This window comes from Streptomyces sp. NBC_01232 (assembly GCF_035989885.1).
In the GTDB taxonomy this organism is placed as follows: Bacteria; Actinomycetota; Actinomycetes; order Streptomycetales; family Streptomycetaceae; genus Streptomyces.
Genome location: NZ_CP108518.1, coordinates 4,519,077 through 4,535,706, shown reverse-complemented (window position 1 = coordinate 4,535,706; position 16,630 = coordinate 4,519,077). Strand labels below are relative to the sequence as shown.

The window sequence follows — 16,630 nt, the reverse complement described above, 5'->3', positions numbered from 1 at the left end:
CCGGCGCTCCAGCGGAGAGTGACACAGGCCACACAATTCGGTGCGTGTCACTCCCCGCCGTACGGGATCAGGCGCTCAGCGTGTCCGCGGCCGTCGGGGACGAGTCGCGCAGGAAGGTCGAGCAGCGCTCGTACTCCTCCTTCTCGTCGATCGCCCCGGCCGCGCGGGCCAGAGCGTGCAGGGCACGCAGGAAGCCGCGGTTCGGCTCGTGCTCCCACGGCACCGGGCCGTGGCCCTTCCACCCGGCGCGACGCAGGGCGTCGAGGCCGCGGTGGTAGCCCGTACGGGCATAGGCGTACGACTCGACCGTGCTGCCGGCGGCGAAGGCCTCGTCGGCGAGGACCGCCCAGGCGAGGGAGGACGTGGGGTGCGCGGCCGCCACCTCCACGGCGGGGGTGCCGGCGGCGATGGCCTCGCGGCCCGGCTCGTCGGGCAGGTGGGTGGGGGCGGGGCCCCCGAGCAGGTTCTGGTGAATGGACATGCCCCCAGTCTGCCGGGCCGCCGGCGCCGGGCCGAGCGGTGGTGTGCCGCACCGCCGTACGCGGGCGCCCGCCACCTCCTCCCGGGGGAACCGGCCGCAGCCGGTGACGCGCCGGTCAGCCGGCCCCGGCCGGCTCCGCGGGCGCCGGGGCGGGGACCGGGACGCTCGAACAGTCGCACCGGCGGTCCTCGTTCGGACCGTGCAGCACCCTGGCCCCGCGGCCGGGCGCGGTGTCGAGCCGGTCCGCCACGGCCGGCACCACCACGCTGGGCATCACGTTCGCGTAGAGCGCCGCCACCTCCCGGTCCAGTTCGAGCCCGAGGGTCTGCGCCATCACGTTCAGCCCGGCGAAGGCCCCGACCACCAGTCGCGCGGGCCCCGCCGGGTCCACGTCCGGGAGCAGTTCGCCGCGCTCCTTCGCCTCGCGCATCAAGGCGGTGTGCAGGTCGATCCACCTCCGGTACGGCGCCGCCCGGTCGAGTTCCCGGCCGTTCTGCTCCAGGGTGAGCCGGGCGCTGCCGCGCATCAGGACGTCGTGCCGCAGCCGGTGCGAGAAGACCATGCCGACGTCGATGAACTCCTGCGCCTTGAACTCCTGCGCAGTGACCGGCGTGTGCACGCTGACCTGGGCGTCGATCACGGCCTGTGCCAGGTCCTCCTTCGAGTCGAAGTGGAAGTAGAGCGCGCCCTTGGTGACGTTGGCGAGCTTGACGATCTCCGTCAGCCTGGCCGCACCGTAGCCCCGGTCCTCGAACACCACGGCGGCGGCTTCCAGGATCGCCCGGCGGGTGCGCACCGCGCGGTCCTGCATCACCTGCGGTCGTTCGGCCCTCATATGCACCTGCCCCACTCGCCACGCCCCGGATCGATCCGCGGTACATGCCCCCAACACGTACCGCCGGGGGCAGCAGTTCACACCATCGTGAAGCCACCGTCCACCGCCACCGTCCACCGCCGCCGGGCACCGCCACGGGCCGCCGCCGCTGTCGCTTTCGCCCCTGCGGGCGGGCGAACGCCGAAGGGCCCGGCCTCCGTCGCGTGACGGGGGCCGGGCCCAAAGGTGCGGCTCGCTGCGGACTGCTACTTCAGCTTGGTGCCGGTGGAGCGCAGGTTCGCGCACGCCTCGGCGACGCGCGCGGCCATGCCCGCCTCGGCGGCCTTGCCCCAGGTGCGGGGGTCGTACTTGGACTTCGTACCGACCTCGCCGTCCACCTTCAGGACACCGGCGTAGTTGCTGAACATGTGGTCCACGACCGGCCGGGTGAAGGCGTACTGGGTGTCGGTGTCGAGGTTCATCTTCACGACGCCGTTCTCCAGCGCGGTGGCGATCTCCTCGGCCGTGGAGCCCGAGCCGCCGTGGAAGACGAAGTCGAACGGCGAGGCCTTGCCGTACTTCTCGGCGACACCGGCCTGGAGGTCCTTGAGGAGCTCGGGGCGCAGGACGACGTTGCCCGGCTTGTAGACGCCGTGGACGTTGCCGAAGGAGGCGGCCAGCAGGTAGCGGCCCTTCTCGCCCAGGCCGAGGGCCTCGGCGGTACGGATCGCGTCGTCGACGGTGGTGTACAGCTCGTCGTTGATCTCGTGGGTGACGCCGTCCTCCTCGCCGCCGGTCGGGGTGATCTCGACCTCAAGGATGATCTTGGCGGCGACGGCCTTGGCGAGCAGCTCCTGGCCGATGGCCAGGTTGTCGGCCAGGGTCTCGGCGGAACCGTCCCACATGTGCGACTGGAAGAGCGGGTTCAGGCCGCGGGCCACGCGCTCGGCGGAGATGTCGAGCAGCGGACGTACGTAGCCGTCCAGCTTGTCCTTGGGGCAGTGGTCCGTGTGCAGGGCGACCGTGATGTCGTACTTGGCGGCCACGATGTGCGCGAACTCGGCCAGGGCGACCGCGCCGGTGACCATGTCCTTGTTGTGCTGGCCACCCAGGAACTCCGCACCACCGGTGGAGATCTGGATGATGCCGTCGCTCTCGGCCTCCGCGAAGCCGCGCAGGGCAGCGTGCAGGGTCTGGGAGGAGGTCACGTTGATGGCCGGGTAGGCGAACTTGCCTGCCTTCGCCCGGTCGAGCATCTCGTTGTAGACCTCGGGGGTTGCGATGGGCATCTGCCGGCTCCTTGGATGTGCGGGAGTGTGCTTATTGCGGGCCCTGACCTGGGGGCGACGTCATCGTCGCGCCTATCTTTCCAGACTCAGCGCGAGGGTCCAGCCTGCCGGTCTCACGTGGTGGGCGAACGGCCCGGGATGTTTCACGTGAAACACCCCGGGCTCGCGGGTTTCAGCAGGTCAGACCGGTCCGGGCGGATGTCGGGAACCTGGGTCACCCGTTCTCGCGATGGCCGGACCGGGCCGGATACGGGCCGCGGCCGCACCGGATCGGGCCCGCGGCGCCACCGGGGCGGGGCCGCGGCGGGCCGGGACCGTGCCAGGACCGGGCGGCGACAGGGCCTAGGACAGGCCGAGGTCCCCGAGGAGGTAGCCGGTGAGGTACGGGAGACCGGCCTCGGCGATCGCCTCGGCCGCACCGCGGTCGACGATCGTGGCGACGGCGACGACCTCGCCACCGGCCTCACGGACCGCCTCGACGGCGGTCAGCGGGGATCCGCCGGTGGTCGAGGTGTCCTCGACCACCAGGCAGCGCTTGCCCTTCACATCGGTGCCCTCGATACGGCGCTGCATGCCGTGGGCCTTCTGCGCCTTGCGGACGACGAAGGCGTCCAGACGCTGACCGCGCGCGGCGGAGGCGTGCAGCATCGAGGTCGCGACCGGGTCGGCGCCCAGGGTCAGGCCGCCGACGCAGTCGAACTCGAGGTCGGCGGTGAGGTCCAGCATGACCTGGCCGACCAGCGGGGCCGCCGCGCCGTCGAGGGTGACCCGGCGGAGGTCGATGTAGTAGTCGGCCTCGCGCCCCGAGGAGAGGATCACCTTGCCGTGCACGACGGCCTTGTCCTTGATCTGCTGCAGAAGGGCATCGCGGGTGCCTGACGGCGTTGCTTCGTTGACGTCACTCATGCCTCTGAGCTTAAAGGGGCCGACGGGACCGCCTGGGCGGCCTAGCCGAGCCGACGCCATGTCCAGGTCGTGGAGACCTCCAGCGGATCCACCGGGGTGACCAGGCGCGGGAGGGTGTTCAGCCCGTTCGGCGGGCCCGACTGCGGCTCCACGCAGACGGCCTCGGACTCCTCGTCGTAGACGACGACCCATTCGGCCCGGCTGGTGACCCGCACTTCGAGGGCGCCGGGCCACGTGAGGGTGACGTCGACGCCGTGCGGCATGCCGAAGCAGTCGTCCCAGGGGCCGGGCTTCGGGTCGATGCGGTTGCCGGTGGGCAAGTGGTCGGCGCCGCGCTCCTCCTGCCAGTCGGGCTCGAAGGCGACCTCCACGTCCGGGCCGCCGGCCCCGAGGTTGCGCAGGAACCAGGGGTGCCAGCCGACCTGCGCCGGGAAGGAGTCGCCGTACGTCTCGACGCCCATGGTGAGGCTCAGCGAGTCCGGGGCGAGCGTGACGACCTGGGTCACCCGGCCGGGGTACGGCCACGGGTCGGCGAGGTCGTAGGTGAAGGCGGCCTCGGTGGCGGTGGCGCCGGCCGGGCGCCACGGCGAGTCGCGGCCGAAGCCGTGGAGCGCGTGCGGCGGGTGGTTGAGCGGCATCTGATGCACGGTCGCGCCGTCGCGGAACTGCCCGTTCTCGATCCGGCCGCACCACGGGACCATCGGAAAGGCCCCGAACCTCGGCCCCTGGCGCAGCAGTTCCGTCCCGTCGATGCGCAGGCTGCTGATCCGGCAGCCGTTCTCCTGGTCGACCGTCACCTCGGCGCCGCCGGCGCTCAGTTGCGTACTCATGCGGTCGACCCTAATGCGGGCCGGGCCGCAGGTCAGCGACGGCGGCGCAGGGCCCTGCCGATCACGACCGCCGAGGCCAGCGCGATCGCGGCGGCGGGGGCGATCCAGCGCAGGCTGTCGCCGGCGGTGGCGGAGGCGGGCGCGGGGACCGGGGCGTACCGGCCGCGCGGCGGCGCGTGGTCCACCTCCTCCGCGCTGCGGCCGATCATGGTGCGCCGGGCGTGGGCGGCCTCGGCCGGGGGGCGCGGGGCGCCGTCGGTGCCCTCGAACCGGCCGGCGAGGAAGGGGTCCGCGGACGGCGGCGGCGCTTCGGTCTCGAACAGGGGGGCGGTGACCTCGGTGACATCGTCCTCGACGTATCCGGGGCCCTCTCCGTCCTCGCCGTCGCCGCCCTCCGCTTCCTCGGCCTCGGCCACCGGGTCGCTCACGGCGTCGGGCGCGGACCCGAGGACCAGCTGTCCGGCCGCCCGGTCCAGCAGCCGCTGCACGGCGGTGGCCGCGGCCTCGGGCGGGAAGGCCGCGGCGCGCCCGTCGGCGGTGGCCCCGGCGGTGAAGTCCAGCCGGGTTCCCTCCGGGACCGTCGTCAGCCGCAGGTCGAGGGCGAACTTCACGGTCCCGCTGCCGCGCACCTCCGTGCCCTCGCCGTCGAAGGTGAAGTGCCCGGGGGTCCGCTCGGTGACCGTCAGGGCCCCCCGGTAGGTCACGGTGCTCCCGCCGACCCGGACCTTGAGCCGGCCCGCGAGGGGCCCGGTTTCGGTGTCGGCGTCCTGCTGGAGTCCCGGGACGCACCGGGCCACGCGGGCGGGGTCGCGCAGCACGGCGCGGAGATCATCTGCCGGTACCGGGACGAACACCTGATGCTCCATGCGGTCGAGCCTACCGACGAGAGCCGCACCGGGTCACGAATACCGCGGGTGCGGCAGGGTCGACGGCGGAAGTCCGGTCACCCGGGTGCGTTCCGCGTCGCGCGCGGCGTCCTGCAGGGAGCGGGTCGACAGGGAACGCAGCGCGGGCGTGTCGCGGTCCACGCGCAGCGGGGGGTCCTGGTCCCGGGCGGCCAGGACGAAGCCCCAGTCCTGCGGTGGTGCGTCGCTCTCGCCGAGGGGGGTGCGGTCGGGTCCGGCGGCGAAACCCGTGAGGCGGCCGCCCGCGCTGTAGGGGGCGGTGCGCAGGCCGGCCGCGCGGAGGGTGGAGTCGACGGTCCAGTACGAACGCGGGCGCGTGGCCAGCGGTCCGGCGTGCACGGCGATCCGGCCCCCGGGGCGCAGGGCCCGCGCGGCCAGCCCGTAGAACTCCTGCGAGTACAGCTTCGTGCTGGGGGTGATGCCCGGGTCGGGGAGGTCGGAGACGATCACGTCGAAGCGGTCGCCGGCGGCCGGCCCCCGCAGCCAGCGGAAGGCGTCCTGCGTGACGACGGCCAGCCGCGGGTCCTCGTACACGCGGGCGTTGAGCGCGGAGAGCATCGGGTCGGTGCGGGCGAGGCGGACCACTCCGGGGTCGAGCTCGACGACGGTCACGGAGGCGACGTCCCGGTAGCGGAGCACCTCGCGGGCGGCGAGCCCGTCGCCGCCGCCGAGGACCAGGACGCGGGCGTGCGGGCCGGTCATGGCGGGGTGGACCAGGGCCTCGTGGTAGCGGTACTCGTCGTAGCCGCTGACCCTCAGCCGCCCGTCCAGGTAGAGGTCGAGGGAGCGCGGGGAGCCGGTCGGCGGGCCGGTGAGGACCAGCTCCTGCACCCCGGTCTGGACGGCGACCCGGACCTCCCCGCCGTAGACGGCGCGCCGGGCGATCCGCTCGAAGTCGTCGGCGAGGACGGTCGCCGAGGCCAGCACCGCCAGGACGGTCACGTTCGCGGCGATCAGCAGCCAGCGGCAGCGCCTGCTGAGGTCCCGCCGGAACAGCCACAGGACCAGCCCGCCGCCGACGATCACATTGACGGTTCCGGTGACCATGGCGCCGGTGAGCTGGCCGAGCACGGGGAGCAGCAGGAAGGGAAAGGCGAGGCCGCCGACCAGGGCGCCCACGTAGTCGGCGGCGAACAGGTCGGCGACGGCCCCGCCCGCGTCCTGTCTGCGGATGCGCTGGATGAGGACCATCAGCAGCGGGATCTCGGCGCCGATGAGCACCCCGATGGCGAAGGAGAAGGCGACGAGCGCGGGCCGGGACTCCCCCAGCCAGGCGAAGCTCGCGTACAGCGCTATGGCCGAGAGCCCGCCGAGGAGCGCGAGCCCGGCCTCGATGGCGCCGAAGCCGAAGGCGGGCCGGTGGCGGAAGCGCTTGGCGAGCAGGGAGCCGACCCCCATGGCGAAGACCATGACGGACAGCACGACCGACGCCTGGGTCACGGAGTCGCCGATGAGGTACGTGCCGAGGGCGAGCAGCTCCAGCTCGTACACGAGCCCGCAGGCGGCGCAGATGAATACGGTGGCCAGGACGAGGAGTCGGCCGGTCCGGGGCCTTACGGGCAGGGCGGCCGGGACGGTCGCGGCGCCCCGCGGCTCCGGAGCCGGGAGTACCCGGCGCGGGACGGAACGGTCGATCATGAAGCGAACCGTACGTCACCGCCCACCTGCATCCGGTCACCCACATGGGTGCAAGTGGCTTACTGATCCGGCCAGTTGGCGTAACCGTGGCGGGATAATCGCGCCCCGACGCCCGCTACAGCAGCGCGGGCGATTCCAGGGCCGCCGTCGCGGGGGCCCCCATCCGCACGCCCACCCGCGTCCGGGTGGCCACCAGCTGGCCCTCCTGCGGGTACGCGTGCCAGGTCCGCCAGCGCACCTGGCCCTCGAAGCGCTGCGCGAGCATGGCGGTGAAGGCGTGCGGACTTCCCGGAAAGGTCCCCGCTAGCCCGTTCGGGTGGTCCGCCACCAGTGCGAGCAGCTCCTGGGCCCGCCCGGCGAAGGACCCGCGGGACAGGGTCTCGACCCTCGCGGCGAACTCGTACTCCCAGTCGCCCACGCGCTTGGCCACGCCGAGCGGCAGCGGCGTACTGCTGCCGGGCATACAGGCGACCGTCTCCGAGCAGAGCACCTCCCCCTCCTCCAGGAGCACCTGGTGGGAGGCCCCGAGCAGGCGCAACTCCACTTTCGCACCCGAAAGTTCGAGGTTCAGTACGGCCAGGGCGGGCAACCGGTCCCGACCCAGGGCCCAGGCGAGATCGGCGGCACGCGTGTCGGTGTATGAGGTCTGGAGGGTCGTGAGCATGAGTCGGCTCCGCAAACGCGCGAGGGAGATGGGCCGGGGCCCGCCAGCGGTAGCAAGCACGGGTGGGGGGACACCGGCACGGGTCCACAGGAAGTCCAGGGAGGTCCGAGGACTGGTCTACTCAACCGAGGGAATCATGAAAGGCACGGCACTCACAGCGTTTTTACCCAACTTGACGGGGTTTACATCCCCCCGGGGGCTCCGCAGTTCACGTGTTCAACAGGTTGCGTCCCGCGCGTCGTCATGCATCGGCGAACAAGAGGGCGCCCGAAGGTCGTCGGACCGTCGAACGCCCTCGTCAACGCGGTGCCGGCTGCCCCGTGTCAGCCGTCGGCCACCGGCTCTGCGCCTGTCATATGTCAGCTGGAACCGCCACATCCGCCGCCGCCACCGCACGAGGAGGACGATCCCCCGCACGACGAGGAGGAGGAACCGCAGCCCGAGCCGGACGAGGAGCCGCCGTCCACCCACCAGCTGCCGCTGCGGCGGCCCCGGCGACGGGACGAGCCCCGCCCTGCGGACGACCGGACCACCTTGGCCAGGACGCAGGCCGCGACGACGAGAAGCATCACAACGAAGACGAACCCCATGTCCGCCACCTCTCTCACACCCCGGTCTTCCCGGGGGAGCAGGATCCCCGCGTCCTGCGTGAAGGGGGGATTCCCACCGCCCGCGCGACCCAAAGCACACTTGAGGAAGTCCAGAGGTTGCCCGCAGGATGACGCCCATGAGCGCATCCGTGAGCAGCGACCGCCCCTTCCTGAACCGCCGCCTGGCGGCCTTCGGCACGACGATCTTCGCGGAGATGTCGGCGCTGGCCGGCCGCACCGGCTCGATCAACCTCGGCCAGGGTTTCCCCGACACCGACGGCCCGGCGCAGATCGCCGAGGCGGCATCCCGCGCGGTCCTCACGGGGCTCGGCAACCAGTACCCGCCGGGTCCCGGCGTCCCGGAGCTGCGCACCGCGATCGCCGCGCACCAGCAGCGCTTCTACGGCATCGCCCACGACCCCGACACCGAGGTCCTCGTCACGGCGGGCGCAACGGAGGCCATCGCCGCCTCCCTCCTCGCCCTCCTGGAACCCGGCGACGAGGTCATCGCCCTGGAGCCGTACTACGACTCGTACGCGGCCTGCATCGCCATGGCCGGCGCGGTGCGCGTCCCCGTCACCCTGCGCCCGCACGACGGAGCCTTCGCCCTGGACCTGGACGAACTGCGCGCGGCCGTCACCCCGCGCACCCGCCTGCTGCTCCTGAACACCCCGCACAACCCGACGGGCACCGTCCTGACCCCGGCCGAACTCACCGCGATCGCCGAGCTGGCGGTCGAGCGCGACCTGCTGGTCGTCACGGACGAGGTGTACGAGCACCTGGTCTTCGAGGGCGTCCACACCCCCCTGGCGGGCCTGCCGGGCATGCGCGAGCGCACCGTCACCATCTCGTCGGCCAGCAAGACCTTCTCGTTCACGGGCTGGAAGGTCGGCTGGGTCACCGCGTCCCCGGAACTGGTCGCGGCGGTCCGCTCGGCGAAGCAGTTCCTCACCTACGTCGCCTCGGGCCCGTTCCAGTACGCGATCGCCGAGGCCCTCGCCCTGCCCGACACGTACTACGAGACCTTCCGCGCCGACCTGGCGGCCAAGCGCGACATCCTCGCCGACGGCCTCACGGCGGCCGGCTTCGAGGTCTTCCGCCCGCAGGGCACCTACTTCATCACCACGGACATCACCCCCCTCGGCGAGAAGGACGGCCTCGCCTTCTGCCGCGCCCTCCCCGAGCGCTGCGGCGTCGTCGCCATCCCGAACCAGGTCTTCTACGACGACAAGTCGGCCGGCGCCACCCAGGTCCGCTGGGCCTTCTGCAAGCGCGAGGACGTCCTGCGGGAGGCCGCCGAACGGCTGCGCCGACTGTAGGGGGCTGCGATCAGGCCCTCCTCCGGCCCCGGGGCTTTCTTCGGACCCGGGCGTTCCACCACCCGTCACCGTGCGTCCTTGCGGGGTTGTGAGGCCGGTGTGAGGCTGTGCGTCGTGCACGTGCCCGAAGCCCTCACCGCCGGGTGAGCGGACCAACGCGAGCCGGAGAGTCGGGATTCATGGCAACGGGCAGAGCGGCCGTGTCCGCGTCGCCGCTGGAGATGCGCGCGGTCCGGGCCGTGCGGTCGGCCGCGCCGGCCGCCGTGACGGCGCTCGGGGTGTTCGCCGCCGTGCGCGGGGGCGGGGCGCTGGTGCTCGCCCTCGGGGCCTGGTGGGCCGGGCGCGATCCGCTCAGGGTGCTCGGGAGGTCCTGGGACTCGGACTGGTACGTCAGGATCGCCGCCCACGGCTACGGGCGCACCCTGATGTGGCCCGACGCGGCCACCGGGACCGGGCCCGTGCAGAGCGACCTCGCCTTCTTCCCGCTCTACCCCCTGCTGATACGGCTGGTCTCCGCGGTGCTTCCCGGCGGGGCGGTGCCCGCCGCACTGCTCATCGCCTGGGTCAGTGCCGCCGTGGCCGCCGTCGGGATCTACCGGGTCGGGGAGCGGGTGAACGGCCCGCGCGCCGGGCTGCTGCTCGTGGGGCTGTGGGCCGCGCTGCCGCACGCGGTGGTCCTGAGCCTCGCCTACACCGAGGCCCTGCTGGCCGCCTTCGCCGCCTGGGCGCTGTACGCCGTGCTGCGCGAGCGCTGGCTGTGGGCCGCCGGCCTCGCCGTACTCGCCGGGCTGACCCGGCCCACCGCGCTGGCCGTCGCGGCCGCCGTCTCGGGCATGGCCCTCCACGCCGTCGTCGTACGAAGATCCCGGGCGCCCGGGGTGTGGCCGGCCGTGCTGCTGGCACCGGCCGGCTGGGCGGCGTACGTCCTGGCCGTCGGGGTGCAGGTCGGCGACCCCCTCGGCGGCTACTTCGCTGTGCAGCGCGGCTGGGGCTCCCGCTTCGACTTCGGCGCCGGGGCACTGCGCTCCGCGCGGCGCGTGCTGACCGGCGGGCACGTGCCGCTCGCCACCACCGTGACGGTGGTCCTGCTGGCCGCGGCCGGGCTGCTGGCGGTACTGCTCGTCCTGGACCGCACCCCGCTGCCGCTGCTCGTGTACACCGCGGTCCTGCTGGTGATCACCTTCGGCGGGGCGGGCTTCTTCGAGTCCAAGCTGCGCTTCCTGCTGCCGGCCTTCCCGCTGCTCCTGCCGGTGGCCGCCGTCATGGCACGAGCCCGGCCCCGCACCGCGGTCATGGTGACCGCGGTGGTGGCCGGGCTCGGTTACGGCTACGGGCTGTACCTGCTGCTGGTGGCCCGCGTGCCGCTGTAACGGCTAGTTGTTGGCGTCGCCGTCGCTGTCGTCGCCGTCGGCGGAGTCGACGTCCTGCTCCAGGCCGAGCTGCTCGACGAGCCACTTGTCGAACTCGATGGAGGCGCGGACCCAGCTGACCGTGGAGGACACGAAGTGCTCCAGGTTGACGCCGGTGCCGACCAGCATCTGCGCCTCACCGATCAGACGGACCGAGCCGTCGTCGTGGGTGTGGCTGTAGACCTTCGGCCACAGGGTGCGGCGGTTCCAGTCGTCGATCGACTCGAGAAGCTGCGGCTTCTCGTCGATCTTGTGCGGACGGTCGTAGAAGGTCCGCACCGAGAAGACCTGCTGCTCGTCCTCGCCGCGGAACATGAAGTACGTGCGGAACTCCTCCCACGGCGCCGCGAGGTCACCCTCGTCGTCGACGACGTACTTGAGCTCCATCTGCTCCAGCAGCTGCTTGACCAGATCCTGGTCGGGGACGACGGGGCCCGCCGGTCCTGTGGCCTGCGGATCGGGCTGCTGCCCTCCGAAGTTCGGAATCGAGGCCGGGTCGATGCTCACCGTGATTTCCCTTCGTGCGGATACATGCATCCTCCCCCATGGCGCCCACCCCGTGTCCAGCCCCGCACGCCCTATCCGCGCAGGGCGGAAACGCGGGCCGGGCCGAACCCGCCCACGGGCTGCGCCGAACCCGCCCACGGGCAGCCCTGGGGCCGCCCCGGGCGGGCTCCGGCGCAGCTCAGAGGGCCTTGCCCACCAGCAGGTCCTCGCCCGCGACGTCGACCCGTACGGTGTCGCCGTCCCTGACCTCGCCGGAGAGGATCTCCTTCGCGAGGCGGTCCCCGATCGCCGTCTGGATCAGCCGGCGCAGCGGCCGGGCGCCGTACGCCGGGTCGTTCCCCTTGTCCGCCAGCCAGGCCAGGGCCTCGGGGCTCACCTCCAGTGTCAGCCGGCGGGCGGCCAGCCGCTTGGCCAGGCGGCCGATCTGGAGCTCGGCGATGTGCGCGAGCTCGTCCCCGGTCAGCGCGGAGAAGACGACCAGGTCGTCCAGGCGGTTGAGGAACTCCGGCTTGAAGGAGGCCCGCACCACGTCCAGGACCTGCTGCTTCTTCTGCTCTGGCGGGGTGAGGGGATCCACCAGGAACTGGCTGCCCAGGTTCGAGGTCAGGATGAGGATGGCGTTGCGGAAGTCCACGGTCCGGCCCTGGCCGTCCGTGAGGCGGCCGTCGTCCAGAACCTGGAGCAGGACGTCGAAGACCTCGGGGTGGGCCTTCTCCACCTCGTCCAGGAGCACCACGCTGTACGGGCGGCGGCGCACGGCCTCGGTCAGCTGGCCACCCTCCTCGTAGCCGACGTAGCCGGGCGGGGCACCGACCAGACGGGCCACGCTGTGCTTCTCGCCGTACTCCGACATGTCGATGCGGACCATGGCCCGCTCGTCGTCGAAGAGGAAGTCGGCGAGCGCCTTGGCCAGCTCCGTCTTGCCCACGCCCGTCGGGCCGAGGAAGAGGAAGGAGCCGGTCGGCCGGTCGGGGTCGGCGATGCCGGCGCGGGTGCGGCGCACCGCGTCCGAGACGGCCCGTACGGCCTCGCTCTGGCCGATCAGGCGACGGCCCAGCTCGTCCTCCATGCGGAGCAGCTTCTGGGTCTCGCCCTCCAGCAGACGCCCCGCCGGGATGCCGGTCCAGGCACCCACCACGTCGGCGATGTCGTCGGGGCCGACCTCGTCCTTGACCATCGTCCCCTTGGACGCCTCGGCCTCGGCCTCCGTGGCCTCCGCGAGCTCGCGCTCCAGGGTCGGGATCTCCCCGTAGAGCAGCTTGGACGCGGTGTCGAAGTCGCCGTCGCGCTGGGCGCGCTCGGCCTGGCCCCGCAGGTCGTCCACGCGCTCCTTGAGCTCGCCGACCCGGTTGAGGGACTGCTTCTCCTTCTCCCAGCGGGCGGTCAGGCCCCGCAGCTCCTCCTCGCGGTCCGCGAGGTCCTTGCGGATCTTCTCCAGGCGCTCGACCGAGGCGGGGTCGGACTCGTTCTTCAGGGCCAGCTCCTCCATCCGCAGGCGGTCCACGGAGCGCTGGAGCTCGTCGATCTCCAGCGGCGAGGAGTCGATCTCCATGCGCAGCCGGGACGCGGCCTCGTCGACGAGGTCGATGGCCTTGTCTGGGAGGAAGCGGGAGGTGATGTAGCGGTCGGAGAGGGTCGCGGCGGCCACCAGCGCGCTGTCGTTGATGACGACCTTGTGGTGGGCCTCGTAGCGGCCCTTGAGCCCGCGCAGGATCGCGATCGTGTCCTCGACGGACGGCTCGGCGACCAGCACCTGCTGGAAGCGCCGCTCCAGCGCCGGGTCCTTCTCGATGCGCTCTCGGTACTCGTCGAGGGTGGTCGCGCCGACCATCCGCAGCTCGCCGCGGGCCAGCATGGGCTTGAGCATGTTGCCCGCGTCCATGGCGGAGTCGCCGCCGGCGCCCGCGCCGACGACCGTGTGGAGCTCGTCGATGAAGGTGATGATCTGGCCGTCGCTGGACTTGATCTCCGCGAGTACGGTCTTCAGGCGCTCCTCGAATTCACCGCGGTACTTGGCACCGGCGACCATGGCGCCGAGGTCCAGCGAGACGAGGCGCTTGTTCTTCAGGGACTCGGGGACGTCGCCCTTGACGATGCGCTGGGCCAGGCCCTCCACGACGGCGGTCTTGCCGACGCCGGGCTCGCCGATGAGCACGGGGTTGTTCTTCGTACGGCGCGAGAGCACCTGGACGACGCGCCGGATCTCGTGGTCACGGCCGATGACCGGGTCGAGCTTGCCCTCGCGCGCGGCCGCCGTGAAGTCGGTGCCGAACTTCTCCAGGGCCTTGTACTGACCCTCGGGGTCGGGGGTGGTCACCCGCCGTCCTCCTCGTGCGTTCTGAAAGGCGTCGAGCAGCTTCTTCGCCGTCGCGCCCTGGGCGGAAAGAACCTCTCCGGCCGCGCCGCCCTTGGCGGCGATGGCGATGAGGAGGTGTTCGGTGGAGAGGTAGTCGTCGCCGAGCCTGCCGGCCTGTGCGTCCGCCTCGGCGAGTACGGCGAGCAGGTCGCGGGTGGGCTGCGGGGGCGCGACCGTGGAGCCGGTGACGCTGGGCAGGGCGGCGAGCAGCCGGTCGGCGCCGCTGCGCACGGCGGCCTGGTCGGCGTCGACGGCGACCAGCAGGTCGATGACGTTCTCGTTGTCCTCGCCGGCGAGCAGGGCCAGCAGCAGGTGCGCGGGGGTCAGATCCGCATGGCCGTCCTTGACGGCCCTGCTGGTGGCCGCGTTCAGCGCGTCCCGGCTCTTGTTGGTCAGCTCGGCGTCCACTGCGTCTTCTCCTCTCCGGAGGGGAACAGAAAGCACTTCGAATCGACGATGTCGGACGGCGCCGGACGGCGTCCGGCACACATCGACAACACTGACAGAGTCAGCGTATGCAAAGTTGAGTCTATTCCACTCAAGGCGGGTGGGGACACCGCCTGCCCGTACCCTTCGGCCCATGTTCCATGACGTACTCAACCCGACGCCCGAGTACCTCGCCTTCTGGCGGGAGCGGCACGTCTGCACCCTGACCACCCCGCGCCCCGACGGCACCCCGCACGTGGTGCCCGTGGGCGTGACGTACGACCCGGAGGCCGGGCTCGCCCGGGTGATCAGCAACAAGCACAGCAAGAAGGTGCGCAACATCCTGGCGGCGCAGGCCGCGCAGCCGCAGGGCGCGCGGGTCGCGGTCTGCCAGATGGAAGGGCGCCGCTGGGCCACGCTGGAGGGCCGCGCGGTGATCCGCACGGACGAGGCGTCGGTCGCCGACGCGGTGGCGCGCTACGCGGAGCGCTACGGGCGCACGCCGTCGCCCAATCCCGACCGGGTGGTCATGGAGATCACCCTGGACCGGGCCATGGGGCGCGCGTAAGACGTTGATTCTTCATCTTGACCGGTTCAGGCACTGGACGCGGGCATCACAACGGCGCCATCGTGGTCAGGTCCACGATGGCGCCGTTGTGTGGGGGTAGCGCCTGAGCGATCTGCAACGACGGGGGAATCGCTTCAGGCACTGCGGGGGGTGGCGGTGGTGATATCGGGTTCGAAGAGCTGGTGGTCACGCTGATCGAGATTGACGAAGACCATTCCGTAGCGCACCTCGCAGCGGACGGGCTGCGGCGCGCCCCGCGGGCGGCGCAGGCACCGGTAGGCACGTACGTCCTCGTCCTCCTCGCGCACGACGACGATCGGTTGGCCGAACAGGGTGACCATCAACGAATCGCCCGGGTGGGGGATGGCCGTGGCGAGATCGATGAACTGCCAGCCCGATCGGTACGCGGAGGCCATTTCGCGGCGGAAGCCGCGATCGTCGGGGGTCACGCCGACACCGTCACAGGCGCATCGGTCCAGCCCGTATCGTCCTTACCCCCGCCCGACAGCCGGCCACTGGTCCAGCCGGTGTCCGCGTACTTGCCCACGGGCGCCGTGGTCCAGCCGGTGTCGAACTCCGTGCTCGTCAGGCTCGTGCCCTGACCGTCCCTAGCGCTCCCCGCGTCACTTTCGACGGCGCTGACTGCCCCAAAAACCGCAACGGCGGAGAAAACTATGGCAAGCACCGAGCGAAGCATTCTCTTGTACATGGTCGGCTTCGTCCTCACTTGATGGAATCCTCTCCCCCGCGTGACAGACGATGGCTCATTCAGGCACGTCAATGCCACAGGGACGATGCATCATGTTCTTGCATGTTCAGGACCCTGGGGGGTGGAGATTTGACGCGAAACGAGACAAAAGCGACACATCCCCACCCCGTCACGTCCATGTGCGCCGAGGGGACGCGGCTCTACGCGACCGCGCTGAGCACCGGCCGGATCGCCCGGGGCGAGATCCAGAACGCCCCCTGCCTGCTTGAATTCGCTCTTCTGCAGCCCGACCCGGATGACGCGAACCAACTGCGTCCGGTTCCCCCGTCCGTCGCATTGGCTCAACGGCTCCATCCGATTGAACGCGAGATCCAGGACCGCCGGCGAAGCGCTGTAGATCTCACCGACACTTTCGAGCCTTTCCTCGCCATCAGCGCGCAGAGCCCGGCCAACACCCACGCCATCACGGTGCTGGAGGGCTTCGAGCAGATCAACGCCGCCCTGAACCTCGCGACGGCCGAATGCCACACCGAGGTGCTGACGGTCCAGCCGGGCGGGGCACGGCCCTCCCTGGCCCTCACCCAGGCCCTGGAGCGCGACCAGCCGTTGATCGACCGCGGGGTCAGCATACGGACCCTGTACCAGCACACCGCACGGCACAGCCAGGGCACGCTCGCCTACGTGGAGCGGATCTCGACGGGCAAGGTGGAGATACGCACCCTCGAAGAGCTCATCGAGCGCCTGATCATCTTCGACCGCACGGTCGCCTTCATCCCGGTGAGCGACGACCGCCGGGTCGCCCTGGAGCTGCGCCACCCGGGCCTGGTCGACTACCTCATCAAGGTGTTCGAGCAGCTCTGGCACCGCGCCGTGCCACTCCAGGAGGAAGTGACCTACCGCAGCACCCCCGGCGGGATATCCGGCGTGCAGCGGACGATCGCGCAGCTCCTCATCGAGGGACACGTCGACGAGGCCATAGCGCGCCGCCTCGGCATGAACGTCCGCACCTGCCGTGCGCACATCGCCAAACTCGCCACCACCCTCGGCAGCGGCAGCCGCGCGCAGCTCGGCTACCTCATCGCCCGCTCCGGCATCCTGGGGCGGCCCTCGGGCCCCGAACAGGAATGCGACGTCCATGCGGACCACCCGGACCACGAGACGGACCGGGAAGGGCTCTGACAGCCCTCAGGCCCCGCCCCCGGGAGGGGGCGGGGCCTGA

Annotated in this window: 16 protein-coding genes; 4 read left to right on the top strand and 12 right to left on the bottom strand. The window is 71.8% G+C overall.

Translation table 11 applies throughout. The annotated features are described in order from the left end of the window. Positions 1-67: 67 nt before the first annotated feature. From OG444_RS20950 to OG444_RS20915, 8 genes are all read right to left on the bottom strand, one after another. Entirely contained in the window at positions 68-481 is a 414-nt protein-coding gene (locus tag OG444_RS20950; RefSeq protein WP_327263617.1) for a DUF3151 domain-containing protein, read from the bottom strand. A 115-nt stretch (positions 482-596) separates the two neighbouring features. Next, the gene (locus OG444_RS20945; protein WP_327263616.1) at positions 597-1,316 is read right to left on the bottom strand and encodes a ScbR family autoregulator-binding transcription factor; all 720 of its coding nucleotides are present in this window, start codon (positions 1,314-1,316) and stop codon (positions 597-599) included. Positions 1,317-1,561: 245 nt separating this feature from the next. Beyond that, a complete protein-coding gene (fbaA, locus tag OG444_RS20940; protein WP_030755743.1) occupies positions 1,562-2,584 on the bottom strand; it encodes a class II fructose-bisphosphate aldolase in 1,023 nt (340 codons plus the stop codon). Between the two features lie 342 nt (positions 2,585-2,926). Next, the gene (gene pyrE, locus OG444_RS20935) at positions 2,927-3,490 is read right to left on the bottom strand and encodes an orotate phosphoribosyltransferase (RefSeq protein WP_327263615.1); all 564 of its coding nucleotides are present in this window, start codon (positions 3,488-3,490) and stop codon (positions 2,927-2,929) included. Positions 3,491-3,531: 41 nt separating this feature from the next. Further along, on the bottom strand, positions 3,532-4,320 hold the full coding sequence (locus tag OG444_RS20930) for an aldose epimerase family protein (RefSeq protein WP_327263614.1): 789 nt from the start codon (positions 4,318-4,320) through the stop codon (positions 3,532-3,534). 32 nt (positions 4,321-4,352) lie between these two features. Further along, positions 4,353-5,186, bottom strand: coding sequence for a CoxG family protein (locus tag OG444_RS20925; protein ID WP_327263613.1), 834 nt, complete (start codon positions 5,184-5,186; stop codon positions 4,353-4,355). Between the two features lie 33 nt (positions 5,187-5,219). Further along, positions 5,220-6,863 (bottom strand): polyamine aminopropyltransferase, encoded by a 1,644-nt coding sequence (locus tag OG444_RS20920; protein WP_327263612.1) that lies wholly within the window; start codon positions 6,861-6,863, stop codon positions 5,220-5,222. 115 nt (positions 6,864-6,978) lie between these two features. Continuing rightward, positions 6,979-7,527: a DUF2617 family protein gene (locus OG444_RS20915; RefSeq protein WP_030383718.1), complete on the bottom strand. Its 549-nt coding sequence runs from the start codon at positions 7,525-7,527 to the stop codon at positions 6,979-6,981. A gap of 718 nt (positions 7,528-8,245) precedes the next feature. On the opposite strand from OG444_RS20915, the gene OG444_RS20910 reads away from it, so the two are divergent. Further along, positions 8,246-9,436, top strand: coding sequence for a pyridoxal phosphate-dependent aminotransferase (locus OG444_RS20910; protein WP_442810582.1), 1,191 nt, complete (start codon positions 8,246-8,248; stop codon positions 9,434-9,436). Between the two features lie 179 nt (positions 9,437-9,615). Next, complete coding sequence (locus OG444_RS20905) at positions 9,616-10,806, top strand: hypothetical protein (RefSeq protein ID WP_327263610.1); 1,191 nt, start codon at positions 9,616-9,618, stop codon at positions 10,804-10,806. Between the two features lie 3 nt (positions 10,807-10,809). Here the strand turns inward: OG444_RS20905 and OG444_RS20900 are convergent, their stop codons facing one another. Both OG444_RS20900 and clpB read right to left on the bottom strand, forming a co-directional pair. Continuing rightward, positions 10,810-11,352, bottom strand: a complete 543-nt coding sequence (locus tag OG444_RS20900; RefSeq protein ID WP_327263609.1) for a YbjN domain-containing protein — start codon at positions 11,350-11,352, stop codon at positions 10,810-10,812. Between the two features lie 178 nt (positions 11,353-11,530). Next, entirely contained in the window at positions 11,531-14,116 is a 2,586-nt protein-coding gene (clpB, locus tag OG444_RS20895) for an ATP-dependent chaperone ClpB (protein ID WP_327263608.1), read from the bottom strand. 172 nt (positions 14,117-14,288) lie between these two features. Between clpB and OG444_RS20890 the strand changes: the two genes are divergently transcribed. Then, positions 14,289-14,702, top strand: a complete 414-nt coding sequence (locus OG444_RS20890) for a pyridoxamine 5'-phosphate oxidase family protein (protein WP_327263607.1) — start codon at positions 14,289-14,291, stop codon at positions 14,700-14,702. Between the two features lie 134 nt (positions 14,703-14,836). Here OG444_RS20890 and OG444_RS20885 read toward each other — a convergent pair whose 3' ends face one another. Then, complete coding sequence (locus tag OG444_RS20885) at positions 14,837-15,118, bottom strand: (2Fe-2S)-binding protein (protein WP_051762453.1); 282 nt, start codon at positions 15,116-15,118, stop codon at positions 14,837-14,839. Between the two features lie 29 nt (positions 15,119-15,147). Continuing rightward, a complete protein-coding gene (locus tag OG444_RS20880; RefSeq protein WP_327263606.1) occupies positions 15,148-15,429 on the bottom strand; it encodes a hypothetical protein in 282 nt (93 codons plus the stop codon). 84 nt (positions 15,430-15,513) lie between these two features. On the opposite strand from OG444_RS20880, the gene OG444_RS20875 reads away from it, so the two are divergent. Then, positions 15,514-16,590 carry a helix-turn-helix transcriptional regulator gene (locus OG444_RS20875; protein WP_327263605.1) on the top strand — a complete coding sequence of 359 codons (1,077 nt, stop codon included), beginning with the start codon at positions 15,514-15,516 and terminating at the stop codon, positions 16,588-16,590. Positions 16,591-16,630 lie beyond the last annotated feature (40 nt).